Below are 24,842 nucleotides of genomic sequence, written 5' to 3' on the forward strand. Positions count from 1 at the left end.
GATCAGGCCCTCAGATCGGTCTGATCGACACCGATCCGATTGATATCATAGGGCGTTGTCCCATAAATCTCGCTGATCCAGTTGCCATAGAGCAAATGCGCATGGCTGCGCCATCTGTTCTGTGGTGTCTGGCTTGGATCGTCGTCCGGATAGTAATTCATGGGCACGTTGATCGGCGTGCCGTTGGCAACATCGCGGTCGTATTCTTGTTTCAACGTATCGCTGTCATATTCGAAATGGTTGAAGATATAGACGGCACGATGGTTCCGATCTTCGACCAGACAGGGACCGACATCGTCGCTGCCCAGCAGAGTTACCAAACCGTTAGCGGCGTCAATCTCATTTTGTTTCATTTCCGTCCAGCGGCTGACCGGAATCACGCAATCATCCGAGAATCCGCGCAGGAACGGCGAGGCCGGATTAAGGTTCGCATGCCGGAAACAACCAAACGCCTTAGCGTCCAACATATGTTTCTTGACGCCATGGAAGTGATTGATCATCGCCATTCCACCCCAGCACACACCAAAGGTAGAATGCACATTGGTCTGCGTCCATTCGAACACTTCGCGCATTTCGTCCCAATAGGTGACGTTGTCGAATTCCAAATGCTCAATCGGGGCACCGGTGATGATCAGCCCGTCAAATTTCTCGTCCTTCACCTCCTGAAAAGGGCGATAGAATTCGGCCATATGCTCGGCCGCGGTGTTCTTGGTGCGGTGTTCCGTCATCCGGATCAGCGACAAATCGATCTGCAACGGAGTCGCCCCGATCAGGCGGGCAAACTGATTTTCAGTCTGAATCTTCTTGGGCATCAGATTCAGTAACCCGATCCGCAGTGGGCGAATGTCTTGACGCATTGCCTGATCCTCGGCCATGACCGATACGCCCTCTTGGGTGAGAACTTCAAATGCGGGCAGGTCAGAGGGGATCTTGATCGGCATCAGGTACAAGCCTTTGGAGTTACAGTGTAGAGGCGGTAATTAAGCCCGGTTTGCGCGGGTCTCAAGGGTGCGTTCGATCAACTCATCGAAATCAGCGGCATCACGGACCTTGTGCATGTCATCAGCGGTGACTGTTACACCCCAATTGTCCGCCATCGACTGATAGCGGGGTTGCCGATGCGCCAGCGCCTGCGCGTAAGTCCAGCGGATGAACGCGTCGGGGTCTACATCCTCGGATCGGCAGTTATACTGGGTCAGATAGTCGTCCCAAACACGGACCAGAAATTCGGGCTGATAAGACATCGGTTTGGGCGCTTTATCAAAGCGGCTGATCAGCTCTGCCGTGTGATCTTCATCCCCTTGAATCCAAATCATCAATGTTTGGCGAGACAGTTCGGACAACACGTGATCTGTAGAGTTTTCCGGGTCTACCCATTCGCAGATCGACCCGCCGGTGTCGCAGATAAAATGTGGGTAATCGTACAGACGTTGTGCCCGGTCGATGAAATACTCGGTATCCAGAAGCGCGTGAATTTCCGCCTGCCGGAATTGTTCCTGCCTGCGTTTGTATTCGGGCAGTTCCAAACCACCTAGCGCCGGATTTCCGGGCTTACCCAAATAGGCGGCGACAGGCGTCAGGTTCTCGAACGAGATATTCGAGCCGATAAAGATCGAATCCGACAACAGCAGTTCGCGCAGAAAAGGGACTTTCATCGCCTCGGCTTTGGCATTGTCAGCGATGTATTCACCCATGTACCGGGTACCGATGCGGTAATCGATCGAATAGTGGAACCAATCGCCCGAGTCGCGCAGCACGTTCGACACATAGGTTTTGCCCAGGCCCGACATGCCAAAGAACAGCACCTTTTTTCGCGCCGCATCGCGCCAATCTTTTGCCGAGCTGTAGATCATTGTCCGCCGTCCTTTTTTGCGACCTTGCTAAAACGGGCAGCGGGTGGCGTCAATCGTGTGTACCCGAACGGATTTGGATCAATGGCCTGATGGCGGCTGCACCGCCTAGTATCTAAGCCCCACCTTTATGGCGAGAGAACAGATCAGGTGTTCATCGTTTAAAAAACAATGCCCCTGTGGTGACGCCAAAAATCGTCGTCACTTACTTTAGAGCCCAGGTCAGTACGGTCTAGATATGAAATCGCCCCCGGCCCGCAGGGGAAACGGAGCCGCTTCGTCCAACAGACCCATGACAAAAAAGCCATACAAAGGCGCGGACGGCGCAAAAAAGTTAAACGCTGGATTGGGGTAACCAGCCAACGCATCAGCATAGCCCAGAACACGCCAAGCAAAAAAGTTCGCCCAATTCGTTGGGGAAAGGTGTATTAGTGCGGCCTTGCCAGTTTTTTTACCCAAGATTCTACCGACTTGGAAACCGCGCAAAGAAAAACCCTGCCGCACAGGCAGGGTTTTCCAGAGATTTGCAGGTTGTACTAAACCCTCAGAAAGTGGTGTCTTCCAGCGTTGTCAGAGCGTTGTGACGCGGGGCCATCGCCGCACGCGCTACGCTGTTGAGCGGAGTGGAGGAAGTGCGACCGCCAAGAGGGAAGGTCAGACCAAAGCGAAGGGTGTCGATATCGCCGCTTGCACCGCCGACATCGATATCCGTTCTGGCCAACTCCAGAGACACTTGGCCTGGGATCTCGCTGATCTCAAGCAGGTTATAATCCACGCCGATGCCAAGCGTTGTGTAGTCCAAATCAAGATCGTTAAACGACTGATGCACGAGACCTGCATAAGTCCCCCAACCGCTGTTGAACCGATAGTAACCGCCAAGGCCAACACTATATAGGTCAAGGTTTACGCCACCACCTGACACGTCGCTGCGAACATAGTGACCGCCGAATACGGCACTATCCGACACTTGATAGCGGAATCGTGCGCCGAAATCGGTCCAATCCGTGCCGTTTGGCAGGCTTGGGGAGGTTTCCGATTCGCCGATCCAGGCTTCGAACCCGGCATTTTCAACGACATACCCGCCCGAAATACCGTACGAAGTCACATCGCTGGAAAGGTTGAGCCCCAGACCAGAATCGAAATCGGCATAGTCGAGATAGCCACCCAGAACGCCGCCGTTGTCAAATTGGTAGTTCAATGTCGTGCCCAGATCCCACAGGGAAACATCCCCGGAAATATTGTCGGGATCGGCATTGTAATACTTGGCGTCAAAGCCCCAGTGCAGACCGTTGTCGAAGCTCAAAGTACCGGTGAAATCGCCGGTGAAGGTGCCGAAATCGCCACCGCCGTTGGAAATGGAAGATTGTCCATAGCCCAAGGTGGCAGCACCGTTAAATTCCTGTGCGCCTGCTATAGCCGGGGTCAGTGAAATCATTGCTAATATTGAAATTTTGCCTGGATTCAACAATGTAGTGTCCTCTTTTTTTGTTGTGCCGGTCCCCTAGTTGATCCGGCCAGGGACCGACAGAGAGAAAACTAATGTGAGATTGTGAAACCGACGAATCCACGGAAACTGTGGCTTTAACGCAATGAGGTTTCTGGAATTCATATTTTGGATAGCCCGCAAAGAAAAACCCCGCCGGAAGGGCGGGGTTCAACGTTTCACTCTGTTGCGGATCAGCCCAGCGAGTAAGTGATCTGGAAGCCGACGCTCCAAGCGCTGTTGCCGCTGAATTCTCCCCCGGTGGTGGTAGTGGCGTCTCCAATGTCTGTATACCGGACACCACCGGAAATCTGAGCGCGTTCGAGAGAGTAGGTTCCACCGAGCCCAAGGCTCCAGAACCCATCTGTCGGGCCCAAATTAGTGACTTCGGAACCGGTGGATGTTTCATATCCAGCAGTTACCGCACCCGAAAATTCTTCCGAGAACTGATAGCCGAGCCCCAGCGTATACGTGAACGTATCATCTTCGTAGTCGACGAGGTTATCCCCGACAATGTTGACATAGTTTGGCGGCGCAAAAACAGTTTGCGGCCAGTCCACCCATCGAATTGAACCAAACAGCAATGTTTTGGGGGCTACACCGGTTTGGAAATCCAGATTGATGGATTGAGGTGATTCAATCTCAGACTCGGTTTCCGCTGTGACCAGTACCGCACTAGGCGGGAATACAGGCGGCACGAAGTTGAATGACTCTGTCTGGGAAAAATCGTGTGTGATTTTTGAGTTGTAAGTCAGAGCCACACGTGCGGCAATTTCTGGCTTTTCCCACGCGACGCCGACGACATACCCAAATGCGATGTCAGAATCTGTGTCGACTTCGTACCCCGCAGCGGCGGGCACTGCCACGTTGGCTTTCAAACGTTGCGCGCGCAGACCTCCGATAGCGCTGAAGCCACCGTCGAATTTATACCGAACAAGCGCAGTAATTGCGTCCACATCTGCTTTGGCGCGCAGAACATCCGTGCGCCCACCAAACGGCGTTGTCGGGTTGATCGACAACGGGTAGTTTGACGGATACTCGATATCCGCGCCGAAGGGCTCATCATAGACCAGTGCGAAATCCAGCCTGTCTGTAAAAGCATGTTTATAGGCTAAATGCGGTGTGAAGAATGACTCGGCAACGTTGCCGGAATCTACGCCATTTTGAGTGCCGCTTACGCTTGGATCAGTATAGCCGAGACGGAATTGTACAACTGATCCCTCTTCGAACAGGATATTGACACCCTGTCCGCTACGATCCAGACCGCCGGCGTAAGCTCCTGTTGTCCCAACGCACACCGCGCACGCCTGTAGAAGCGCTTTTTTCATTCTGTCCTCCCAAAAGGTGTCCTGTTATTCAGACCGGACTATCGAGTGGTGAAGGCCGATCTGTCTTGTGGTGCTCGATACTTTCTTGAGGGTTATATTACCGTCAACTAGTGACGGTGCGTTATTCAGGGTGAGTGTGCCGGGAAACTGTTGCCAAACTGTTACGATTTTCGGCATGCACGTTCAAAAAGATACCCGAAAAGATCACGACGGCCCCTAGCAGCGTCCAGTGATCCAGCGGCTCGTGGTACAGAATCATTCCGATCACGGCGATTGTGGGCAGGCGGACAAAATCGAACGGTACAACCACGGTCGCAGGCGCAATAGCCAGAGCGTTGGTGATGCAATAATGTGCCAGTAGTCCTGCCAACCCAATCAATACCAGGAAGGGGATCGTGTTCGCGGTTGGCAGAGCGATCTGCCCATCGATCCCTGCGGCCATCAATCCCAGGACAGCCTGCATGACGGTCAGCCAGAACATGATGCATCCAATGCTGGCAAAACGGGTCAGGGTTTTGGTGGAAATCGTTGTAAATGCGAAGAATACCGCAGACAAAGCAGCAGCTATAATGCCAGCGCTCAGAGGCACGGCACCGGGGCGGGTAATAAGCAGGACACCGGCAAAACCAATCAAGGCAGACAGCGCGCGTACAGGTGTTAGCCGTTCCTTCAGCAGCAGCGGAGACAGCAGGATCACCCAGATGGGTTGCGTAAACTCAAGCGCAAAAACCTGTGCCAGAGGAATGACGGTTACCGCGTAGAACCACAAATTCTGACCAATAAAATGCGTCAGGTTACGGACACCGTGCAGCCCCAGTCTGTATGTCGAGACCTGATCCCATTTGCGCGACAGGGTCAGAATCACCGCTACAACGAAGATGCCGACGAGGCTGCGGTAAAACATGATTTCGAATGTATCGTGGGCCACGCTCAATTCGCGGCCGGCAACCGCCATCGATGAGAAAGAGGCAATTGCCCCCGTCATCCAAAGCGCGGCTTTGCCGATCTGCGGTCTGCTGCTGTCCATTTACCTGCCTGCGGGAATCGCGGAATTCTAATTTAAAACCTATGGGTTTCTTGCAGGACTTAAACAAAAAAGCCGGGTCAAAGCCCGGCTTTTTGTCATTCCCACTCAATCGTTCCCGGAGGTTTCGAGGTGATGTCATAAGTGCATCGGTTGATGCCCTTGACCTCGTTGATGATCCGCGTGGCGGTCTCACCGAGGAATTCGTGGCTGAACGGATAGTAGTCGGCGGTCATGCCATCGACCGAGGTTACAGCCCGCAGCGCACATGCATAATCATATGTGCGCCCGTCACCCATCACACCGACGGTGCGTACCGGAAGGATGGCAACAAAAGCCTGCCAGATATCATCATACAGACCGTGTTTGCGAATCTGGTCGATATAGATGGCGTCGGCTTCGCGCAGGATTTCCAGTTTTTCACGGGTGATCTCGCCTGGGCAGCGAATCGCCAGACCCGGCCCGGGGAAGGGGTGGCGCCCGATGAAGCTCTGCGGCAGGCCAAGTTCGCGGCCCAGTGCGCGAACCTCGTCTTTGAACAGCTCTCGCAGAGGTTCGACCAGTTTCAGACCCATCTTTTCAGGCAGGCCTCCGACATTGTGGTGCGATTTGATCGTGACCGAGGGGCCGCCCGAGAACGAAACCGATTCGATCACGTCGGGATAGAGCGTGCCCTGGGCCAGGAATTCGGCCCCTTCGATCGTATCAGCGTGTTTCTGGAACACGTCGATGAACAGCTTTCCGATGATCTTGCGTTTGGTTTCCGGGTCGGATTGGCCGTCCAGCTCTCCCAAAAAAAGGTCGCTTTCATCTGCGTGTATCAGCTGAATGTTGTAGTTGTCGCGGAACATACCGACGACTTCTTCGGCCTCGTTCTTGCGCAACAGGCCGTGATCGACAAACACGCAAGTCAGTTGATCACCAATCGCTTCATGGATCAGGATCGCCGCGACCGAGCTGTCGACGCCGCCGGACAGGCCGCAGATGACTTTTTTGTCGCCGACTTGCTCGCGAATCTTTTCGATCATCTGTTCGCGATAGGCACCCATGGTCCAATCGCCGTTGAAGCCAGCCAGCTTTACGAAGTTTTCGTACAGTTTCGCGCCTCTGGGCGTGTGGTGCACCTCGGGGTGGAACTGAACGGCATAGAAGTGACGGTTGGCATCAGCCGTGATCGCATAGGGCGCGTTGGGTGAGGTGCCGAAGACCTCGAACCCGGGGGCGATTTCGCTGACGTGGTCGCCGTGGCTCATCCAGACTTGTTCGTCGCCATCCGCGAACCAGCCGTTCAGAATATCCAGTTGGTTTTTCGGAGTGACAAAGGCGCGACCGAACTCGGCAGTGCCGTGGCCGCTTTCGACCTTGCCGCCAAGCTGATGCATCATGACTTGCTGTCCATAGCAGATGCCAAGGATCGGCACGCCATAGTCAAAAATCTCTTGCGGGGCGCGGGGGGACCCTTCGCGCGTCACGCTGTCCGGTCCGCCCGAGAAGATCACGGCCTTGGGCGCCATTTCGCGTACAAAGTCCATCGTGACGTTTTGATAGGGGTGGATTTCACAATAGACATTCAACTCGCGCAGGCGGCGTGCGATCAGCTGCGTCACCTGGCTGCCGAAGTCGATGATCAGAAGGCGGTCATGGGATGTCTGGCTCATGACTGGCTCTTAGGTCGCGCGGCGGTTATGTGCAAGCGTTATGAAGGCGATTTCAGTCAGATGCGGAAGGAGATGGGATCAATGGCCGTCATTCGTTTCACGGATGCAACGCAGGATGACGTCGAGGCGGTCACAGACTGCATCAGGGCGGCTTATGCCAAAGCGCGCAGTTCTATTGATGATCTGCCTGATGTGACGAGTGGTTTGGCGCAAGATATTGCGGAACGTCACGTGGTCCTGGCCCGCAGCGATGATGGGTTGGCTGGTGTGATTGTGTTTGCGCAACAGGGTGCTGTGATGAAGGTTATCAATCTGGCCGTGTCACCGTCGGCCCAAGGGCAAGGTGTCGCTGGAAAACTGCTGTCACGCGCCGAAGCCGAAGCGCGCGAGGCTGGCTGCACCCATATGGAATTGCGCACCCATCGTTTGATGCAGGATACGAGGGCGATTTACGCGCATCTCGGCTGGATCGAAACTGAAGTGGCCGGGAATTCGGTTGCGATGCGTAAAAACCTTTGAGGTTTGTCAGCCCGTCAATTTAGATTTCTCACAACCATCTTGCGAAATGCGACGTACCCAAATTCTGTCACGTAAAGGAGTTTTCGCTCAGCTAGTGGTTAGACGGATTTTGCGATTTCGGTTCCATGCTTCTATCATTAGCGTCAGGAATTAGGGGTTCAAACAACATCGAATAGGCGATCATGTCGCTTTTACCCCTATAGCGCCGTAATCCACGTCTGTTGTGATCTGCGGTTCCGGTAACACGATTTGCAACGTGAACATGACTAACGGGATTATCTCATGGCAGAGGCAAACACCCGACGCAGAGCCAGAGGCGGTGGTGGTGCCGCCCGCAGGGCCGAGCGCACCGCAGTTCGAATCGAAACTGCAAAATACATCGAACGGAATATTCCGAATTTCGAGGTCCTCAACGCGGAAGCGTTGGAGATCATTGAAACCAATGCGGAAACCATTCTGGCTGAGGTCGGCGTCAATTTCGTCGACAATCCGGGTGCGTTGCAGCGCTGGAAAGATGCCGGGGCTGATGTCGATGGGGAACGTGTTCGCATCCCGCGCGGTCTGGCGCGCGAGCTGATCAAAACTGCCCCCAGCGAGTTCACACAACACGCGCGCAACCCCGAAAAATCGGTTGTCATCGGGGGGCGCAATCTGGTGCTGGCGCCGGTCTACGGCCCTCCATTCGTGCGCGACGCGCAAGGTGGCCGTCGCTATGCGACCATGGACGATTTCAACAAGTTCGTGAAACTGGCCTACATGTCCAAGTGGTTGCACCACTCGGGCGGGACTGTGTGCGAACCTACCGACGTGCCGGTGAACAAGCGTCACCTGGACATGCTGATGGCGCACATGACCCTGTCGGACAAGCCATTCATGGGCTCGGTCACCGACCCCAGCCGGGCGCAGGATTCGGTAGAGATGTGCGAGATCCTGTTCGGAAAAGAGTTCGTGCAGGAAAACACAGTGATGACCTCGCTGACCAACATCAACTCGCCGATGACCTTCGACGATGTGATGATGGGTTCACTTGAAGTTTACGCGGCTAACAATCAGGCCTGCATTATCTCTCCCTTTATCGTGGGTGGCGCGATGGCACCGGTTTCGGTGGCAGGGACGCTGACGCAGGTCCTGGCCGAAGTTCTGGCCGGTGTCGCGTATAGCCAGATCATCCGTCCGGGTGCCCCGGCGATCTTTGGGGCCTTCGTGTCGTCGATTGATATGAACTCGGGCGCGCCGACCTTTGGTACGCCTGAGGCGTCGATGGTCACCTATGGTGCGGGTCAGCTGGCGCGTCGCCTAAACCTGCCGTTCCGCTCGGCCGGGTCGTTCTGTGGCTCGAAACTGCCCGACGCGCAGGCTGCTTACGAAACAGCAAACTCGCTAAACATGGGCCTGATGTCAGGCGTGAACTTCATGCTGCATTCCTGCGGTTGGCTCGAAGGCGGTCTGGTTGCGGATTTCGAGAAGTTCGTCATGGATGCGGATCAACTTGGCGTGCTGCACGGCTTGGCCAAAGGCGTGGCTTACGACGAGAACGCGCAGGCGATGGATGCGATCCGCGAAGTCGGTCCTGGCGGCCACTATCTGGGTTGTGCGCATACGCAGGCGAACTTCAAGGACGCGTTCTGGAAGTCGGAATTGCTGGACTATAAACCGTTCGAAACCTGGGAAGATGAAGGCGCGCGTGACACGCGTCAGCTGGCCTCTGCCCGGGTCGAGCATCTGCTGGCCAACTACCAGCAGCCACAACTCGACCCGGCAATCAATGCTGCTCTGAACGAGTACATTGACAAGAAAAAAGCATCCATGCCGGATGCCTTTACCTGATCACTGATTTTGCGCGGCGCGGCTGGCCTGAAACAGCTGCGCCTCGCCCAACAACGCGATCAGCAGGTCCAAATGACGGACCAGCGAATAGGCTGCGTCCTCTTCTACGCGCTGCGTGTTAACCTCTCGCTCCATTTCCATCAGACGCATCAGTGCCGCGCCCGTGCCGGGCAGTGATCCATAGCCAAGGATGCGCTGCAGGTGCCGATCCCGGTCATAGTCCTGCGCCCCGTGTTTCGCGGCTCGTGCCAACAGGCGAGGGCGGCGGAGAGTGGTAATCATGGTCATCAGGTCCTGCATTCCGGGGTTCCCTTGTGTGAGTGAACGTCCCTGAATGTGTGACACAACCTAAACGGGTGTTGCCTTGATTGGGTTCGCGCCGAACTCTGACTTCATGAGTGTTTATGTTTTTGAATCAAATCTGGTCCTTGTCGCCGCGGGTTAACGAACGAGTAACGAAAGCAACTCTAGTTAGAATTGGTTAACAAATTCATCGGGGGCGATTGAAAACAGATTGTTGTGTCGACGAGGGCAAGTAACTATGGAAAACAACATGGCATTCACCATTCCGGCTTGGGTACCTGAGGGGGCACAACGATATCTTGCCCACACAGAGACCGGACAGTCGATCCGCGATATTGCGCGATCTGCAGGGTGCCATGCTTCGACCATACTCAGACAAATCAGGCGCATCGAAATGCGACGGGACGATCCCTTGGTGGATGCCGCGCTGCAATCTCTGGCGGAAACGCATTTCTCGGATTCAGCCGATGGCACGGGCTCGATCCAATTCGGGGCCTTGGCTGTGACCGAACAGGAAACCGCCGCCGCCAAGGACGAAGAATTCAACCGCGAGGCACTGCGAATTTTGCGTCGTTTGTGTGAAACGGGGTCAGTGCTTGCAGTGGCTGAGGAAATGGACAAGGCCGTGGTGGTCCGCGACACCGGAGACAGCGGCGCCACACGAACAGCTGTTGTGGATTGCAAGATTGCGCAGGCGCTGGCGCTGAAAGACTGGATTTCCTGCGACAATCCCGGACGGATTTCGCGGTATCGGATTTCTTCGTCGGGCCGCACGGCGCTGAGTCGCCTTATTGCCGAGGCCGAGAACAAAGCGCGTGAGCGTAGTGAATTTGGATTTGGAATGGCAGATGCACAAGCGCCGTTCCAAGCGCAAATGGCGCCCTGTCAGAGCGTGACTGCAAAACCCGACCGGCCTCGGCGGATTCGCTATAGTGCAGCGGAAAGCCCCCTGATCGCATTGGCACGTCGGCGAGATCGGGACGGAAAGCCTTTTCTTGATGAAACACTTGTGGCGGCGGGCGAACGCCTGCGTGAGGATTTCGAACTGGCGCAGATTGGCCCTCAGGTCGCACAGAATTGGGACCATTTTCTGACTGCAGGGGGGCGCGGTGGTTTCAACAGTGAAGCCCATGCTGGGCATGGGGCGTCGGACGCACGGGATCGGGTTGAACATGCTTTGTCGGATCTGGGTCCGGGTCTCAGCGATGTTGCTTTGCGCTGCTGTTGCTACCTCGAAGGGCTAGAGCTTGCGGAAAAGCGGATGGGCTGGTCGGCGCGCTCGGGCAAGATCGTGTTGCGGATCGCGTTGCAGCGGCTCAAGCGACATTATGAAGGGCAGTCCGAGCGCAATCGCATGATCGGTTAACGGTGCGATATGTTTTGGTTGCACTTGGGTGGATGGGTGATAATCAAAGGTTATGAATTTTACCCTTAGACAGCTGAAATACTTCAGTGCAGTCGCAGAACAGCGCAATTTCGGTCGGGCCGCCCAGGTGTGCCACGTGTCTCAGCCCGCCTTGTCCGTGCAGATCAAGGCGTTAGAGGACAGTTTGGGCGGTCCGCTTTTCGAACGTCAGGCGCGTGACATTCTGCTGACCCCGCTAGGGCGCGACGTGCTGGATCATGCGCGTCAGGTTCTTGGAGCGGCGGACAGGTTAGATCAGTTTGCCAAGGATCGCTCTGGGGGGCACAGGTCGTTGGCGATCGGGATCATCCCAACGATCGCGCCGTATTTACTGCCGGGTGTGCTGGCTGGGTTGCGATCGTCCGATGTGTCGTTGCGCGTGCAGGTGCGCGAAGCCAGAACTGAGCGTTTGCTGACTATGCTGCGCGCCGGGGAAATCGACGCCGGCGTCATGGCTTTGCCCGCCGGTGGGAGTGAGTTGTTCGAACTGCCTCTGTTTCAGGATCGCTTCCTGTTGGCTGGCAGCTCAGCGCGCTTGAAGGGCATGGTCCCCAACCCCGAAGCATTACGGCCGCTGGACCTGCAGACCGCGCAACTGATGTTGCTTGATGACGGTCACTGTCTGACCGATCAGGCGCTTGAGGTCTGCGGTCGGGATCGAAGCAGCGGCCTGATCAATATGGGTGCGTCATCGCTTGCGACGTTGTCACGATTGGTGGCTGAGGGGTTTGGTCTGACTCTCATGCCCGAACTGGCCGCGCGCGCGGAATCTGACGCTGTTCCCGGATTGAAACTGCTGCGCTTTGGCACGCCGCAACCGGCGCGAACGGTTGGTCTGGTCCGGCGTGCATCGACTGTGGGCGAGGATTGGTTCGACGGTCTGGCTCAGGTCATCCGCCAAGTCGGAGAGGACATCGTCACCGCAACACGCGCCTGAAATGAAAAGACCCGCCATGGGCGGGCCTTTGTTTTGATTTAGCGCGAAGCTTAGGCCAGTGCGAGCTCTTTGGCTTCGTTCAGGTGCTTTTTAAGGTTGTCCGGGGACGAAACGCCATAGGGGTCTTCGGGGCAGTTGTCCATCAGGCCGGGCTCTTCGAACCATGCCTCAACCACGCCGTCATTGACGATGGCGGCATAGCGCCACGAGCGCATACCGAAACCCAGATTGTCCTTGTCGACCAGCATGCCCATCTTGCGAGTGAACTCGCCAGATCCGTCTGGAATGACCTTGACGTTTTCCAGACATTGGTCCTGTGCCCATTTGTTCATGACAAAGCTGTCATTCACTGACATGCAATAGATGTCGTCGATGCCTTTTTCCTTGAATTCGGCATAGCCGTTTTCAAACCCGGGCAGTTGGTAGGTCGAACAGGTTGGGGTGAATGCACCGGGCAACGAGAACAGGATCACCCGTTTACCGGCAAAGTAATCTGCAGTGGTCTTGTCTTCCCAACGGAACGGGTTAGGGCCTTCGACAGCCTCGTCACGGACGCGGGTGTGAAAGGTTACGTCAGGCAGTTTAGTACCGGATTTCATGCTCAATTTCCTGTGATTCATCTGTGAACTGCCGAAGATTTAAAACAGTTCTAAATTGGCTTCAACGTGATTGTTGCTGCGAACGCGAATTCTTGTGAAGTCCTCAAAGCGTGCTGTTTTCAATGAAACTTTGTCGGGATTTGCTGGGTGCTCTTCTGCAATTGCATAGTGCGCTGTTATGGCAGCTATGCATGGGTGGCGTAGCTAACCGCTGCAGTTTATATTATGTCGAAGCAAAATGACCCAAAGTCAGGAAAGCAAACCGTGCGTGATCTGAAGATCCCCGAACAACGTCATCCCGAAAAGGCGCATCGTCAGGACAATGCGCAACCGAAAAAGCCGAAGTGGATTCGCGTAAAGGCACCCGGTGGTAAGGGCTATGCCGAAACTCACAAAATCATGCGCGAGAACAATCTGGTTACGGTCTGCGAAGAGGCCGGGTGTCCGAATGTGGGCGAATGCTGGAGCCAGGGCCACGCTACCATGATGATCATGGGTGAGATCTGTACCCGCGGCTGTACATTCTGCAACATTGCCACCGGCCGCCCAGATGATCTGGACGCGTTTGAGCCCGGACGCGTGGCACACGCCGTGCAGAAATTGGGGCTGAACCATGTCGTTATTACATCCGTAGACCGTGATGACCTGACCGACGGTGGGGCGGAACATTTCGCGCAGACCATTCGCGCCGTACGGCACCGTTCGCCCAAGACAACGATCGAAATTCTGACGCCTGATTTTCTGAAATGTGACCCCTCGGTTCTGGAAATTGTGGTCGAAGCCAAGCCGGACGTGTTTAACCACAACCTCGAAACCGTTCCGGGTCTGTATCCCGAAGTACGCCCCGGTGCGCGCTATTTCCATTCGCTGCGCCTGTTGCAGCGGGTCAAGGAATTGGACCCGTCGATTTTCACCAAATCGGGCATCATGGTTGGTCTGGGCGAAGACGAACAGCAGGTCCGGCAAGTCATGGATGACATGCGCGCCGCTGACATCGATTTTCTGACCATCGGCCAATACCTGCAGCCCACGCCGAAACACCATGGCGTCGACCGTTTTGTCACGCCTGAAGAGTTCGCATCTTATGAGAAAGCGGCCTTTGGCAAAGGCTTCCTGATGGTGTCGGCAACGCCTCTGACCCGGTCGTCCTACCACGCGGGCGACGATTTTGCCCGCCTGCGCGATGCACGCCAGAAGAAGCTGGAGCAAGGGTGACACCTGACACACGCGCGCAGCTTACCCGCCTGCGTCACGAACTGCACCAATCCCCGGAACTTTCGGGCCAAGAAGAGCTGACGGCGGCTCGGATCGCGGACGAATTGCGTGCCCGTGGCGCAGATCAGGTTTTGACTGGAATCGGCGGGCACGGCGTGGCGGGCGTGTTCGACAGCGGGCAGGCCGGGCCGACAGTTGCCATTCGATGCGAGCTTGATGGTTTGCCCATTCAAGAGCTGTCCGGCGCAGCCTATGCCTCGCGCATTCCAGGCAAAGGACATCTGTGTGGGCATGACGGGCATATGGTGATGGTTCTGGGTGTCGCAGACCATCTGAACCAGAATCGTCCTCAGCTAGGCCGGGTGGTTTTGATCTTCCAACCCGCAGAGGAAACCGGGCAGGGGGCCATTGCCTATCGGACCGATCCCAAGTTTCCCGAGGTAGCGCCGGATTATGTGTTTTCCCTGCACAATCTGCCGGGGCTACCATTGGGTGATGTGCAGTTGTGCGAAGGACCAGCGAACTGCGCGTCTCGCGGAATGAAGGTTGTTCTGTCGGGCAAGACCTCGCATGCGGCGGCGCCGCAGGATGGCGTTTCTCCGGCTGGGACGCTGGCCGCGTTGATGCCGCAAATGGCACGGCTGGGAAGAGGCGGTTCGCTGGACGCCGATTTCGCGCTGACGACCGTGACGCATGTTAATCTTGGTGAACCGACCTTTGGTGTGGCGCCGGGCCGGGCTGAGCTGTGGGTTACATTGCGCACCGTCGCTGATGCGCGGATGCAAAGCCTGATCGATGAGGCCGAAGCGCTGGTTGCGCAGGCGGCTTCGGATCAAGGGTTGGGATATGAGATCACCTATGAAGATGTGTTCGAAGCCTGTGTGAACGCACCTGACGCCGTCGATATCCTAAGCGGGTCTTGCGCGCGCGCAGGAGTGAACTGTGAAGTGACACCTTACCCGCAAAAGTTCTCGGAAGATTTCGGACAGTTTGGCAAAGACGCTAAAGCGGCGATGTTCTGGCTGGGGTCGGGTGAGAAGCACCCGCAACTACATAACCCGGATTACGATTTCCCGGATGAACTCACACCGGTGGGGGTCTCAGTGTTCGTGGCGACAATCCAATCCCTGCTGAGGTGAACGCTCAGTTTACAAGGTCGCTGACAATTCCAACCGCTTCGATGACGGTTTGCGTATCATTCGAGATCGAGAGAATTTCATCATCGACACGAATATAACGTTGCCCTTTGGGCAGAGGTTTGAGCTTCCAGCCGTTCAAATCATCAAGGTAGTCGAAATCCAAATCGTCAGGCAGTTTCTGGCCGCGCGTGTACCGCTTGATCTGTCCCGGTGGAACAGCGACCCCGTTGTTGGACTTAATCGGCTTTTCGATTTTGGCTTTGTCCGCCCCTTTACCCTTGCCTTTGTTGTCTTTGGCATCGGCAAACCCTGAAAACAGGACTACGGCGCTGGCGGCAAGAATACCTACTGGCAATAATTTCATGTGCGAAAACCTCCCATAATTTTGCGAGGTTAATCCGCAGTCCACCCAAATGTCCATTAATATTCCGAATTGAGAATTTGTTGAGTGAACTCAATCCTCGGTAAAGCGCACCTTGCCGATGAATGGCAGGTTTCGGTTGCGCTGCGCATAGTCGATTCCATAACCCACAACAAATTCATCCGGAATCTCGAACCCGATCCAGTCGGATCGGAAATCGACCTCGCGCCTGCTGGGTTTGTCTAGCAGAGCGATAGATCTCAGTCGCGCGGGTTTACGGCTTTGCAGCAAATGGGTGACGTGGTTCAGTGTGTGACCGGTATCGACGATATCCTCGACGACCAGAACGTCGCGCCCTTCGATAGCGCCGCGCAAGTCCTTCAGAATGCGAACTTCTCGACTGCTCTCCATTGAATCGCCATAGGATGACGCTTCAAGGAAATCCACCTCGATCGGCAGGTCCAGCTCGCGCACTAGGTCGGCGATAAAGACGAAACTGCCGCGCAACAGGCCGACCACGACTAGCTTGTCGGTGTCTTTGTATTCAGAGCTGATTTCGCGACACAACTCCTCGATCCGGGCGGCGATGGCCTTCGCCGAGATCATCTCATCTATCACATATGCACGGTCGCTCATCGCTGCCCCCTTGATCTTTGGCGCGCAACATACGAAATCACGCGCCATTGTCACCTGTTAATACTGGACGCCATGCCTACTCATTCGGAAACCCGCCACCTGCCGTATACGGCGCAGCAGATGTACGACCTGATCGCGGACGTGGCGAAGTATCCCGAATTTCTACCCTGGTGTGCCGCGGCCCGTATTCGCCGGACCTATGCCGCGGGCGAGGCGCAGGTGATGGAGGCGGACCTGATCATCTCGTTCAAAGTTTTCCGTGAAAGGTTTGGCAGCCGGGTGACGCTGTTTCCTGATCAGATGAAGATCGACACGGAATATCTGGACGGCCCGTTCAAATACATGAAATCCGATTGGCAGTTCGAAGACGCGCCCCAGGGGGGCTGCAATGTGTCCTTCCATGTGGATTTTGAATTCAAGAACGCCATCCTGCAAGGTATCATCGGTGTTGTGTTCAACGAGGCCATGCACCGGATCGTGCAGGCGTTCGAAACCCGTGCTGCGGATTTGTACGGCTAGGTCTTTACCCGCATACGGCGCACGCTAGACTGCGCCCATGAGCGATTTTTCCACATCACTTGCAGGGTTTGCTGCCGGACCCGTCGAGACGACAATGCAAACGCGAGTCGTCACGTCTTTGTCTGTATTAGACTGGATTGCTGTAGGTCGGGCTGGGGTTGATGAGCCTGTCTCTAAGACGGTGCGTGACCTTGTGTTAGGCGAAGAGGGCGCCGCGCAGGCGCATCTTTTTGGCGGTAGGTCGGCGCCGTTGCGTGGGGCGGCATTGGTCAATGGCACCGTGTCGCATGCATTGGATTACGATGACACGCACTTTGCCCATATCGGTCACCCTTCTGTTGCGATTCTGCCCGCCGCGCTGGCGCTGAGCGAATGGGATGACCGCATCCTGGTCGATTTCCTTGAGGCCGCGCTGGTGGGGATGGAGGTTTCGATCCGTGTAGGGCTGTGGCTTGGACGGGATCACTATCAGGCGGGGTTTCACCAAACCGCTACGGCAGGCGCGTTCGGTGCGGCCGTTGCGGCAGGGCGTATCCTCGGCTTCGACGCGGATCAGATGCAAAAAACGCTTGGGTTGACGGCCACCCGCGCGGCTGGCCTCAAGACGCAATTCGGAACAATGGGCAAACCCTATAATGCTGGGCTTGCGGCCTCGGCCGGGGTCGAGGCAGCGTTGCTGATCGCTAAAGGCTTCACGCCGAACATGAACGCTTTGGAAGGTCAGTATGGGTTTGGTGCGACCCATAGCGGCCAGGCGGATGCGCAAACCGCTTTAGATGGGTTGGGTGATGAATGGCTGTTCGAAACAGTCAGCCATAAGTTCCACGCCTGTTGCCACGGCCTACACGCCGCGCTTGAGGCCGCGCGTGATCTGGACATCGCCGAACCCGAAGTGGCCGAGATCAAGATCAAGACCCACCCGCGCTGGATGAGCGTTTGTAACCAGATGTCTCCGACGACCGGGCTGGGGGCGAAGTTTTCATATCGCACCGTGATCGCCATGCAGGCGCTTGGCCATGATACGGCCTTGCCGGGGAGCTATTCGGAAAAGGTCTGTGCTGACCCGCGACTGATATCTTTACGCGACAGGATCGCGGTTGAGGCGGATGAGACCCTGACAGAAACGCAGGCGCATCTGACCCTGCTGCGCCGTGACGGTGCGCAGCTTGAGGTAACGCATGACCTGATGGCACCGATGACCCTGTCTGATCGCGAAGACCGCGTGCGCGGTAAGGCAGGCAAGCTGATCGGTGGCGAAGAGGCGGACGCGATCTGGTCGATGCTGCGCACCGGCGGTCGCGCCCGCGATTTGGCACGGATGCTGGCGGGTTAAACCACGCGCCAGTGCAAAGCGAAGCCCGGCTCAAACACCGTCACGGGGCCGTCCTCGGTCTCGATTTTGTTCGGGTATTCCACGGGGGCGCCTTTGGTCAGGGTAATGGTGTCTTCGTTCACCGGTAGGCGGTAGAACGCAGGCCCGTTGAGCGAGACGAAGCCTTCCAGCTTGTCCAGCGCACCTTGGGATTCGAACATCTCGGCCACCAGCGATATTGTGTTTGTCGCGGTGAAACAGCCGGCACAACCGCAGGCCATTTCCTTATTGGCATCCGTATGCGGCGCGCTGTCGGTGCCCAGGAAATACCGCGCATCGCCCGAGGTTGCAGCGGCCAGCAGCGCCAGTCGGTGTTCCTCTCGCTTGGCGACAGGCAAGCAGTAATAGTGCGGTTTGATCCCACCGACCAGAATGTGGTTGCGGTTGATGATCAGGTGGTGCGCCGTGATGGTCGCGCCCAGATCAGCGTTGTTCGATTTCACATAGTCCACACCGTCTTTGGTGGTGATGTGTTCCATCACCACGCGCAGTCCGGGTGTCGCCTTGCGGATCGGATCCAGAATACGGTCGATGAACACGGCCTCACGGTCGAAGATGTCGACCTCAGGGTCGGTGACCTCGCCATGGACGCACAAGGGCAGTCCGATCTCGGCCATCTTTTCCAACACCGAGCGGACATTGTCGAAATCCTGCACGCCCGAGGCTGAGTTGGTCGTGGCGCCCGCCGGATACAGTTTGACCGCTTTGACCAACCCGCTGGCATGCGCGGCGGCGACATCGTCGGCATCGGTGTCTTCGGTCAGATACAGCGTCATCAGCGGCTCAAAGCTCATGCCATCGGGCAGGGCAGCCAGGATACGGTCGCGATAAGCGGCGGCCTGATCGCCGCGCACGACAGGCGGCACCAAGTTCGGCATGATGATGGCACGGGCAAAATGTCGCGCGGTTTCGGGCAAGACGGCCTGCAGCATAGCGCCGTCGCGCAAGTGCAGATGCCAGTCGTCGGGGCGGCGGATCGTGATGCTATCGGTCATGGCGCACCGGCTAGCACAGAGCCCGCCGCCGGAAAAGACCTTGTCAACGACTCAGATCACCGTATGTCTGGAAAGGTTATGGCCTTGACGCTTGAACACAGCCATGACCAGTTGAGGCGAAGGAGAAGATTGACATGACACAGCCGGATTCCATCGACGCCGTTCAAAAAATGCTGGGCGCGCAGGGCTATGTCTGCGGGCGGGCCTTGGCTACGGTTGTGTTTCTGTCGCTAAAATTGGGCCGGCCGTTGTTTCTGGAAGGTGAGGCCGGGGTCGGAAAAACCGAAATCGCAAAGGCAATGGCCGCTGGGCTGAACCGACGCCTGATCCGGTTGCAGTGTTACGAGGGGTTGGATGCGTCCTCGGCCGTATATGAATGGAATTTCCCGGCACAGATGGTGGCGATCCGCACGGCCGAGGCGGCGGGCGGGGCAGACCGCGGGACCTTGCAGTCTGAGTTGTTCTCGGATGAGTACCTTGTCGAGCGCCCATTGCTGCAGGCCATGCGCCCGGATGAAAATGGTGCGCCGGTCCTGCTGATTGACGAGTTGGACCGAACCGACGAACCCTTTGAGGCCTTTTTGCTTGAAGCGCTCAGCGATTTTCAGGTCACCATTCCCGAACTGGGTACTGTTAAAGCGCCCCAGCCACCGATCGTGATCGTGACCTCAAACCGCACGCGCGAAGTGCATGACGCGCTGAAACGGCGTTGCTTATATCACTGGGTCGACTATCCCGATTTCGACCGTGAGATCGAAATCCTTCACACCAGAGCCCCTGAAGCGACCGAGGCGCTCAGCCGTGAGGTCGTTGCTTTTGTCCAACGTCTGCGCACCGAGGATCTGTTCAAGAAACCCGGCGTGGCCGAGACGGTAGACTGGGCCAAATGCTTGCTGGCGCTGGACGTGATCAACCTAAGCCCCGAAGTGATCGGCGACACGTTGGGCGCGATCCTGAAATACCAAGACGACATTCAAAAGCTGCAGGGGTCCGAGGCTAAGCGGATTTTGGATCAGGCGAAAGCTGATCTGGAATTGGCCTGATGGCCGAACAACTACCGCTTGATATCCCCGACAATCCAAAGCTGGCGCAAAACATCACTCATTTTGCGCGAGCCTTGCGCAAGGCCGGTTTGCCCATCGGGACAGGTCGGGTGGTTGATGCCATACGTGCCGTTCAGGCAGCAGGATTTACAGAGAAACAGGATTTCTACTGGACCTTGCACGCTTGTTTCGTGAACCGCCCCGAACATCGCACGGTGTTTGCGCAGGTCTTTCGCCTGTATTGGCGCGACCCGCGGTATCTTGAACATATGATGTCCTTGATGTTGCCCGCGATCCGTGGCGTGCAAGAGGAACGCAAGGCCGACGCCGCCGAAAAGCGTGCGGCTGAGGCGTTGTTGGACGGAGTCGAACGTGACCCGCCAGACGTTGATGAGGACGAGGGCGATACAGAGCTGGAGATCGACGCCTCAAAAACCGCGTCGACCGAGGAATTGTTGCGCAGCCTGGATTTCGAACAGATGAGTACTGCCGAGATCGCGCAGGCCAAACGCATGCTGGCGCGATTGGCTTTGCCCGTAAAGCCGATCGAATCTCGCCGTGGGCAAGCCAGCCATCTGGGGCACCGGATTGACTGTGCGCGGACCTTACGAGCGGCCATGCGTCAAGGCGGAGAACTGCGCGATATCGCCCGCCTAAAGCCCAAGCCGCGTTGGCCCAACCTTGTGGTGCTGTGTGATATTTCGGGATCGATGAGCCAATACAGCCGGCTTATCTTGCACTTCCTGCACTCTGTTTCGAACACCAAGGGGGCGGGATGGGCCAAGGTGCATGCCTTTACCTTTGGCACACGCCTGACCAACATCACCCGTCATTTGCAACAACGCGATGTGGATGCAGCACTTGCTGCGGCTGGTGCCGAAGCGCAAGACTGGGAGGGCGGAACCCGGATCGGAGAATGCCTGCACGCGTTCAACCGCGATTGGTCGCGCAGGGTTATGGGGCAGGGGGCGGTGGTTTTGCTGATCTCGGACGGGCTGGATCGCGGTGACCCCGATGCCTTGGGTCGAGAGGTGGAGCGGCTACATCTGTCGTCTCGCCGCCTGATCTGGCTAAATCCGCTGTTGCGTTGGGATGGGTTCATGCCCAAGGCGCAGGGCGTGGTGGCCATGCTGCCGCATGTGGACAGTTTCCGTGCCGGTCATTCAATTGCGTCACTGGAAGACCTAGCCGCCGCAATCTCAAAGCCTGATGATATGGGTGAGAAAGCGCGGCTGATGACCGCGCTTTCCGGCTGACCCTTAGCCCAGCTGTTCTTCGTTGCACTTACGCGCCATTTCCATGGCCTTGTAGGTGCCGGTCAAATCAACGGTGAAGGCGAATTCCTTTTCCGGGAACACGACCATGACCTTTTGTTTTGCAATATCCTCAGCGAATTGGGGATCATCTGACAGAACATAGCCGCCAGAATAGCCCTTGGTAATGTTACCCTTCATGCCGGTGGCTTCGCCGACATAAACGTTGTCGCCCAGCAGAATCGCCACAGCTTCTTTTTCGCCACGCTTGATGTCGGTCTTGGCTTTGGTGAATACGCCCACATAGCCTACGCCACGATCTTCGGTCAGCCCCATCTGCACCACGTTTTCAGCGCTATCTACGGCCTCGATCAAGCAGGATTTCTTTTCTTGGTCGATGAAGACCTTCCACCCTTCAACTTCGCCATAACGCAGGAATGTGTCCGCGCTTACGGCGGTTGAAGCCAACAGGGCGATTGCTGTTCCGAGTGTAAAAATGCGTTTCAAGTCTCTGTCTCCCTTGCGAAAATAAAATATGCGCATACTAGAATGCACTAGTCGCGCGTGTAAGCTAGAATCAGGCTCCGTGACAATCAATCCCTTGCGGTTATGGCGGGTATCCGGGCTAAATTGCGCCGAAGGTTCCGAACTTCGAACTCACGCACAGAGTTGATGACCGGGTTTCCTTTTCATATGGCGAAACCTGCCTATGTTGGGTCAGAACGCTGGCGGAGAGTGTTAATGGACAGATTCGACAACAGCCCGGAAGCGGCCTTGCGCTGGTTCAGTGAAGGGCAGCCCACAGCCCTGGCCACAGTGGTGGAGACCTGGGGCAGTGCCCCGCGCCGTGTTGGCGCGCAACTGGTCATAGGTGCGGATGGACGGATCGAAGGCTCGGTCTCGGGCGGTTGTGTCGAAGGCGCAGTTGTGGTCGAGGCGCTGGAGGCGATCGACGAAGGCGAAGCGCGCCTGTTGGAATTCGGCGTCAGCGACGAGGACGCCTTTGCCGTGGGTCTGGCCTGTGGTGGTACTATCCGGGTTCTGGTCGAGCCGGTGGGCAGCGTGCTGCCCGAACCTATGCTGCGTGAGCTGGTTAAGGCGCGTGCCGGGCGTGACCCCGTGGCATACGAAGTGAACATCGAAACCGGTCATCGAGCCCTGCGCCGCAACGCTTATGCAGACCGGTTGCGTATGGACCGTTCGGGGTTTGAGGAAGATGGCCAAACATTCGTCGCGGTCCATAATCCCCCGCTGCGGCTTATCATTGTTGGCGCGGTCCATATTGCGCAGGCGTTGGTGCCGATGGCGCGGATCGCTGGGTATGACCCGGCTATCATCGATCCTCGCGACGCCTTTGCCTCGGACGCACGATTTCCGGGTGAGAAGATTTTGACCGATTGGCCGGATGAGGCGGTGGCCAAACTGGGCTTGGACGCGCGCACGGCGGTGGTGCTGTTGACCCATGACCCAAAGCTGGACGATCCAGCCTTGGAATCAGCTTTGCAGGCGGGCGTGTTCTATATCGGCGCTCTGGGATCGACCCGAACTCATGCCAAGCGGGTGGTACGGATGAAAGAGGCCGGCTTTACCGACGCACAGATCGCCCGCATTCATGGCCCCATCGGGTTGGATATCGGGGCTGCGGGGCCTTCGGAAATCGCCGTGGCCATTTTGGCGCAAATGACAGCCGTGCTGCGAGGCAAAGCGTGAAGTTCGGCTCCGTTCCCGTCGATCAAGCTGCCGGAGCCATCCTTGCGCATTCCGTGCAGGTCCAGGACGCCAAACTGCGCAAAGGGATCGTTCTGACACCCGAGCATCAGGAACAACTGGCCGCCGCTGGGTATGAGGCCGTCACGGTCGCCCGGTTGGAGCCCGGAGATTGTCATGAGGACAAGGCCGCTGGGATGCTGGCCGATGCCCTGGCGCCCGATCCGAAAGCTGCCGCGCTAAGGGTGACCCAGCCATTCACCGGGCGCGTGAACCTGTTGGCGGACGGGCCGGGTGTTGTGGTTCTAAAAGTCGAAGCGCTTGAGGCGTTCAATCAGGTCAACCCAATGATCACAGTTGCCACCGTGCCGCAACATCAGCAGATGGGCACAGGAGGTATGGTCGCGACGATCAAAGTCATATCCTATGCCGTTCCAAGCGCGGATGTTCTTGAAGCCTCACAAGTGGCAAAGGGTGCCATCCGCCTTGCCACACCAGTTTACAAAAAAGCCGGGCTGGTGGTGACCGACATTCCCGGCGGGCCTTCGAATGAAAAAGGCATTGCCGCAATCCGGGGCCGGGTCGAGGCACTGGGGATGGAGATGACCGATGTCCGCATCGTCCCGCACCAGACGGATGCGATTGCGCAAGCTGTCTCTGAGATACAAGGCCAGGTAGCGATGATCCTGACCGGGTCGGCCACCTCGGATGTGGCTGATGTCGCCCCTCAGGCGGTGCGGGCTGCAGGTGGGCAAGTGGATCGGTTCGGCATGCCGGTCGATCCGGGCAATCTGCTATTTCTTGGCTCGCTCGGATCGCGACCGGTGATCGGGTTGCCGGGATGCGCGCGGTCACCAGCGTTGAACGGGGCCGATTGGGTGCTGTCCCGTGTGGCCTGCGGGATCAACACGACCGGAACAGACATTGCCGCAATGGGCGTGGGTGGGTTGCTTAAAGAGATTCCGACGCGGCCGCAACCGCGGGCATCGCGGCGATAGTTTGCCTTTCTGAGTCAACGTAATACTTATGAAGGCTAACCAAATGACCTCCTAGGCAAATCGCTAAATATTTTTGTTCTCAAACAAAAATTCCCGTGTTTAACTCGGGCCAGGGAGTTTCATTTTGGGAGGAGCGAATGACACAGGTCTCAATGACCGTGAACGGAAAATCCGTGAGCGGTGATGTCGAGGGCCGGACATTGCTGTCCAGTTTTCTGCGCGATCATCTGTCACTGACCGGAACGCATGTAGGATGCGACACTGCACAATGCGGCGCGTGTGTGGTCCATGTGAATGGCGAGGCGGTCAAATCCTGCAACATGCTGGCGCTGGAAGCTGACGGCGCAGATGTCGGCACGATTGAAGGGCAGGCCAACGACGATGGTTCGCTCAACACTATCCAACAGGCCTTTCAGGATCATCACGGGTTGCAATGCGGTTTCTGTACGCCAGGCATGGTGATGAGTACGGCGGCGTTGCTGAAAGACAATCCGCGCCCGACCGAAGCTGAAATCCGCAAGTATCTGGAAGGCAACCTGTGCCGCTGCACCGGATACCACAACATCGTCAAGGCGATCATGGCCGCGTCAGGCCAGGACGTCAGCAGCATCGCTGCCGAATGATGCCGCTGCGGGCGTAAGCGAGACGCCCGTGGGATGACAAAGGGTGCA

General features: G+C 56.8%; 25 protein-coding genes. 13 read left to right on the top strand and 12 right to left on the bottom strand.

Features of this window, described 5'->3' with window-relative positions; translation table 11 throughout:
- Positions 1-2 precede the first annotated feature (2 nt).
- The 6 genes from metA to guaA all read right to left on the bottom strand — a co-directional run bounded on the left by metA (position 3) and on the right by guaA (position 7,343).
- Entirely contained in the window at positions 3-941 is a 939-nt protein-coding gene (gene metA, locus ACR0B8_RS03900; protein WP_170358196.1) for a homoserine O-acetyltransferase MetA, read from the bottom strand.
- Between the two features lie 39 nt (positions 942-980).
- Positions 981-1,853 (bottom strand): ATPase, encoded by an 873-nt coding sequence (locus ACR0B8_RS03905; RefSeq protein ID WP_170358197.1) that lies wholly within the window; start codon positions 1,851-1,853, stop codon positions 981-983.
- A gap of 541 nt (positions 1,854-2,394) precedes the next feature.
- Positions 2,395-3,285, bottom strand: coding sequence for a hypothetical protein (locus ACR0B8_RS03910; protein ID WP_226688524.1), 891 nt, complete (start codon positions 3,283-3,285; stop codon positions 2,395-2,397).
- A 242-nt stretch (positions 3,286-3,527) separates the two neighbouring features.
- Complete coding sequence (locus tag ACR0B8_RS03915; protein WP_170348524.1) at positions 3,528-4,661, bottom strand: OmpP1/FadL family transporter; 1,134 nt, start codon at positions 4,659-4,661, stop codon at positions 3,528-3,530.
- A gap of 121 nt (positions 4,662-4,782) precedes the next feature.
- Positions 4,783-5,688: a DMT family transporter gene (locus ACR0B8_RS03920; RefSeq protein WP_226688523.1), complete on the bottom strand. Its 906-nt coding sequence runs from the start codon at positions 5,686-5,688 to the stop codon at positions 4,783-4,785.
- A 95-nt stretch (positions 5,689-5,783) separates the two neighbouring features.
- Positions 5,784-7,343 (bottom strand): glutamine-hydrolyzing GMP synthase, encoded by a 1,560-nt coding sequence (guaA, locus tag ACR0B8_RS03925; RefSeq protein ID WP_170358203.1) that lies wholly within the window; start codon positions 7,341-7,343, stop codon positions 5,784-5,786.
- 81 nt (positions 7,344-7,424) lie between these two features.
- Here guaA and ACR0B8_RS03930 point away from each other — a divergent pair, with 81 nt between their 5' ends.
- Positions 7,425-7,862, top strand: a complete 438-nt coding sequence (locus tag ACR0B8_RS03930) for a GNAT family N-acetyltransferase (RefSeq protein WP_170358205.1) — start codon at positions 7,425-7,427, stop codon at positions 7,860-7,862.
- A gap of 282 nt (positions 7,863-8,144) precedes the next feature.
- Positions 8,145-9,689: a trimethylamine methyltransferase family protein gene (locus ACR0B8_RS03935; RefSeq protein WP_170358206.1), complete on the top strand. Its 1,545-nt coding sequence runs from the start codon at positions 8,145-8,147 to the stop codon at positions 9,687-9,689.
- On the opposite strand, the gene ACR0B8_RS03940 is transcribed toward ACR0B8_RS03935, so the two are convergent.
- Entirely contained in the window at positions 9,690-9,989 is a 300-nt protein-coding gene (locus tag ACR0B8_RS03940; protein ID WP_170358209.1) for a DUF6477 family protein, read from the bottom strand. It abuts the gene before it with no gap.
- Between the two features lie 241 nt (positions 9,990-10,230).
- On the opposite strand from ACR0B8_RS03940, the gene ACR0B8_RS03945 reads away from it, so the two are divergent.
- Positions 10,231-11,358 (top strand): DUF6456 domain-containing protein, encoded by a 1,128-nt coding sequence (locus ACR0B8_RS03945; protein WP_170358210.1) that lies wholly within the window; start codon positions 10,231-10,233, stop codon positions 11,356-11,358.
- Positions 11,359-11,410: 52 nt separating this feature from the next.
- Positions 11,411-12,334 (top strand): hydrogen peroxide-inducible genes activator, encoded by a 924-nt coding sequence (locus ACR0B8_RS03950; protein ID WP_170358212.1) that lies wholly within the window; start codon positions 11,411-11,413, stop codon positions 12,332-12,334.
- Positions 12,335-12,384: 50 nt separating this feature from the next.
- On the opposite strand, the gene ACR0B8_RS03955 is transcribed toward ACR0B8_RS03950, so the two are convergent.
- Entirely contained in the window at positions 12,385-12,933 is a 549-nt protein-coding gene (locus tag ACR0B8_RS03955) for a peroxiredoxin (RefSeq protein ID WP_226688521.1), read from the bottom strand.
- Between the two features lie 264 nt (positions 12,934-13,197).
- Between ACR0B8_RS03955 and lipA the strand changes: the two genes are divergently transcribed.
- Together lipA and ACR0B8_RS03965 are read left to right on the top strand one after the other, a co-directional pair.
- Entirely contained in the window at positions 13,198-14,148 is a 951-nt protein-coding gene (gene lipA, locus ACR0B8_RS03960; RefSeq protein WP_226688520.1) for a lipoyl synthase, read from the top strand.
- Complete coding sequence (locus tag ACR0B8_RS03965; protein WP_226688519.1) at positions 14,145-15,287, top strand: amidohydrolase; 1,143 nt, start codon at positions 14,145-14,147, stop codon at positions 15,285-15,287. Before lipA ends, ACR0B8_RS03965 begins: the two co-directional genes overlap by 4 nt.
- Positions 15,288-15,291: 4 nt before the next feature.
- Here the strand turns inward: ACR0B8_RS03965 and ACR0B8_RS03970 are convergent, their stop codons facing one another.
- Positions 15,292-15,651, bottom strand: a complete 360-nt coding sequence (locus ACR0B8_RS03970; protein WP_480659779.1) for a hypothetical protein — start codon at positions 15,649-15,651, stop codon at positions 15,292-15,294.
- Between the two features lie 90 nt (positions 15,652-15,741).
- Positions 15,742-16,284: a hypoxanthine phosphoribosyltransferase gene (gene hpt, locus ACR0B8_RS03975; RefSeq protein WP_170513756.1), complete on the bottom strand. Its 543-nt coding sequence runs from the start codon at positions 16,282-16,284 to the stop codon at positions 15,742-15,744.
- A gap of 72 nt (positions 16,285-16,356) precedes the next feature.
- On the opposite strand from hpt, the gene ACR0B8_RS03980 reads away from it, so the two are divergent.
- Both ACR0B8_RS03980 and ACR0B8_RS03985 read left to right on the top strand, forming a co-directional pair.
- Positions 16,357-16,803 (top strand): type II toxin-antitoxin system RatA family toxin, encoded by a 447-nt coding sequence (locus ACR0B8_RS03980; RefSeq protein WP_170393848.1) that lies wholly within the window; start codon positions 16,357-16,359, stop codon positions 16,801-16,803.
- 37 nt (positions 16,804-16,840) lie between these two features.
- On the top strand, positions 16,841-18,136 hold the full coding sequence (locus ACR0B8_RS03985) for an MmgE/PrpD family protein (RefSeq protein WP_170505119.1): 1,296 nt from the start codon (positions 16,841-16,843) through the stop codon (positions 18,134-18,136).
- On the opposite strand, the gene pyrC is transcribed toward ACR0B8_RS03985, so the two are convergent.
- Entirely contained in the window at positions 18,133-19,170 is a 1,038-nt protein-coding gene (pyrC, locus tag ACR0B8_RS03990) for a dihydroorotase (protein ID WP_226688516.1), read from the bottom strand. The genes ACR0B8_RS03985 and pyrC overlap by 4 nt on opposite strands.
- 134 nt (positions 19,171-19,304) lie before the next feature.
- On the opposite strand from pyrC, the gene ACR0B8_RS03995 reads away from it, so the two are divergent.
- Together ACR0B8_RS03995 and ACR0B8_RS04000 are read left to right on the top strand one after the other, a co-directional pair.
- Entirely contained in the window at positions 19,305-20,213 is a 909-nt protein-coding gene (locus ACR0B8_RS03995; protein WP_226688515.1) for an AAA family ATPase, read from the top strand.
- Complete coding sequence (locus ACR0B8_RS04000; RefSeq protein WP_480657685.1) at positions 20,213-21,469, top strand: vWA domain-containing protein; 1,257 nt, start codon at positions 20,213-20,215, stop codon at positions 21,467-21,469. Before ACR0B8_RS03995 ends, ACR0B8_RS04000 begins: the two co-directional genes overlap by 1 nt.
- Before the next feature lie 3 nt (positions 21,470-21,472).
- On the opposite strand, the gene ACR0B8_RS04005 is transcribed toward ACR0B8_RS04000, so the two are convergent.
- The gene (locus tag ACR0B8_RS04005; RefSeq protein ID WP_170348541.1) at positions 21,473-21,973 is read right to left on the bottom strand and encodes a hypothetical protein; all 501 of its coding nucleotides are present in this window, start codon (positions 21,971-21,973) and stop codon (positions 21,473-21,475) included.
- Between the two features lie 234 nt (positions 21,974-22,207).
- On the opposite strand from ACR0B8_RS04005, the gene ACR0B8_RS04010 reads away from it, so the two are divergent.
- The 3 genes from ACR0B8_RS04010 (at position 22,208) to ACR0B8_RS04020 (ending at position 24,794) form a co-directional block, all read left to right on the top strand.
- Positions 22,208-23,176, top strand: coding sequence for an XdhC family protein (locus tag ACR0B8_RS04010; RefSeq protein ID WP_480657683.1), 969 nt, complete (start codon positions 22,208-22,210; stop codon positions 23,174-23,176).
- Positions 23,173-24,171, top strand: a complete 999-nt coding sequence (locus ACR0B8_RS04015; RefSeq protein ID WP_170358230.1) for a molybdopterin-binding protein — start codon at positions 23,173-23,175, stop codon at positions 24,169-24,171. Before ACR0B8_RS04010 ends, ACR0B8_RS04015 begins: the two co-directional genes overlap by 4 nt.
- Before the next feature lie 137 nt (positions 24,172-24,308).
- Positions 24,309-24,794 (top strand): (2Fe-2S)-binding protein, encoded by a 486-nt coding sequence (locus ACR0B8_RS04020; RefSeq protein WP_170358232.1) that lies wholly within the window; start codon positions 24,309-24,311, stop codon positions 24,792-24,794.
- The last annotated feature ends 48 nt before the right edge of the window (positions 24,795-24,842 follow it).

The sequence above is a fragment of the Ruegeria sp. BH6 genome (genome assembly GCF_056538105.1).

Bases quoted from the DNA above. Each gene is read 5' to 3' on its own strand.
- ACR0B8_RS03930 (WP_170358205.1), top strand. From the start codon at position 7,425: ATGGCCGTCATTCGTTTCACGGATGCAACGCAGGATGACGTCGAGGCG.
- ACR0B8_RS04020 (WP_170358232.1), top strand. From the start codon at position 24,309: ATGACACAGGTCTCAATGACCGTGAACGGAAAATCCGTGAGCGGTGAT.
- ACR0B8_RS04000 (WP_480657685.1), top strand. From the start codon at position 20,213: ATGGCCGAACAACTACCGCTTGATATCCCCGACAATCCAAAGCTGGCG.
- ACR0B8_RS03980 (WP_170393848.1), top strand. From the start codon at position 16,357: ATGCCTACTCATTCGGAAACCCGCCACCTGCCGTATACGGCGCAGCAG.
- hpt (WP_170513756.1), bottom strand. From the start codon at position 16,284: ATGAGCGACCGTGCATATGTGATAGATGAGATGATCTCGGCGAAGGCC.
- ACR0B8_RS03935 (WP_170358206.1), top strand. From the start codon at position 8,145: ATGGCAGAGGCAAACACCCGACGCAGAGCCAGAGGCGGTGGTGGTGCC.
- ACR0B8_RS03985 (WP_170505119.1), top strand. From the start codon at position 16,841: ATGAGCGATTTTTCCACATCACTTGCAGGGTTTGCTGCCGGACCCGTC.
- ACR0B8_RS03940 (WP_170358209.1), bottom strand. From the start codon at position 9,989: ATGCAGGACCTGATGACCATGATTACCACTCTCCGCCGCCCTCGCCTG.
- ACR0B8_RS03945 (WP_170358210.1), top strand. From the start codon at position 10,231: ATGGAAAACAACATGGCATTCACCATTCCGGCTTGGGTACCTGAGGGG.
- guaA (WP_170358203.1), bottom strand. From the start codon at position 7,343: ATGAGCCAGACATCCCATGACCGCCTTCTGATCATCGACTTCGGCAGC.
- ACR0B8_RS03970 (WP_480659779.1), bottom strand. From the start codon at position 15,651: ATGAAATTATTGCCAGTAGGTATTCTTGCCGCCAGCGCCGTAGTCCTG.
- ACR0B8_RS03915 (WP_170348524.1), bottom strand. From the start codon at position 4,661: ATGAAAAAAGCGCTTCTACAGGCGTGCGCGGTGTGCGTTGGGACAACA.
- metA (WP_170358196.1), bottom strand. From the start codon at position 941: ATGCCGATCAAGATCCCCTCTGACCTGCCCGCATTTGAAGTTCTCACC.
- ACR0B8_RS03920 (WP_226688523.1), bottom strand. From the start codon at position 5,688: ATGGACAGCAGCAGACCGCAGATCGGCAAAGCCGCGCTTTGGATGACG.
- ACR0B8_RS04010 (WP_480657683.1), top strand. From the start codon at position 22,208: ATGGACAGATTCGACAACAGCCCGGAAGCGGCCTTGCGCTGGTTCAGT.
- ACR0B8_RS03910 (WP_226688524.1), bottom strand. From the start codon at position 3,285: ATGATTTCACTGACCCCGGCTATAGCAGGCGCACAGGAATTTAACGGT.
- ACR0B8_RS03955 (WP_226688521.1), bottom strand. From the start codon at position 12,933: ATGAAATCCGGTACTAAACTGCCTGACGTAACCTTTCACACCCGCGTC.
- pyrC (WP_226688516.1), bottom strand. From the start codon at position 19,170: ATGACCGATAGCATCACGATCCGCCGCCCCGACGACTGGCATCTGCAC.
- ACR0B8_RS03995 (WP_226688515.1), top strand. From the start codon at position 19,305: ATGACACAGCCGGATTCCATCGACGCCGTTCAAAAAATGCTGGGCGCG.
- ACR0B8_RS03950 (WP_170358212.1), top strand. From the start codon at position 11,411: ATGAATTTTACCCTTAGACAGCTGAAATACTTCAGTGCAGTCGCAGAA.
- ACR0B8_RS03905 (WP_170358197.1), bottom strand. From the start codon at position 1,853: ATGATCTACAGCTCGGCAAAAGATTGGCGCGATGCGGCGCGAAAAAAG.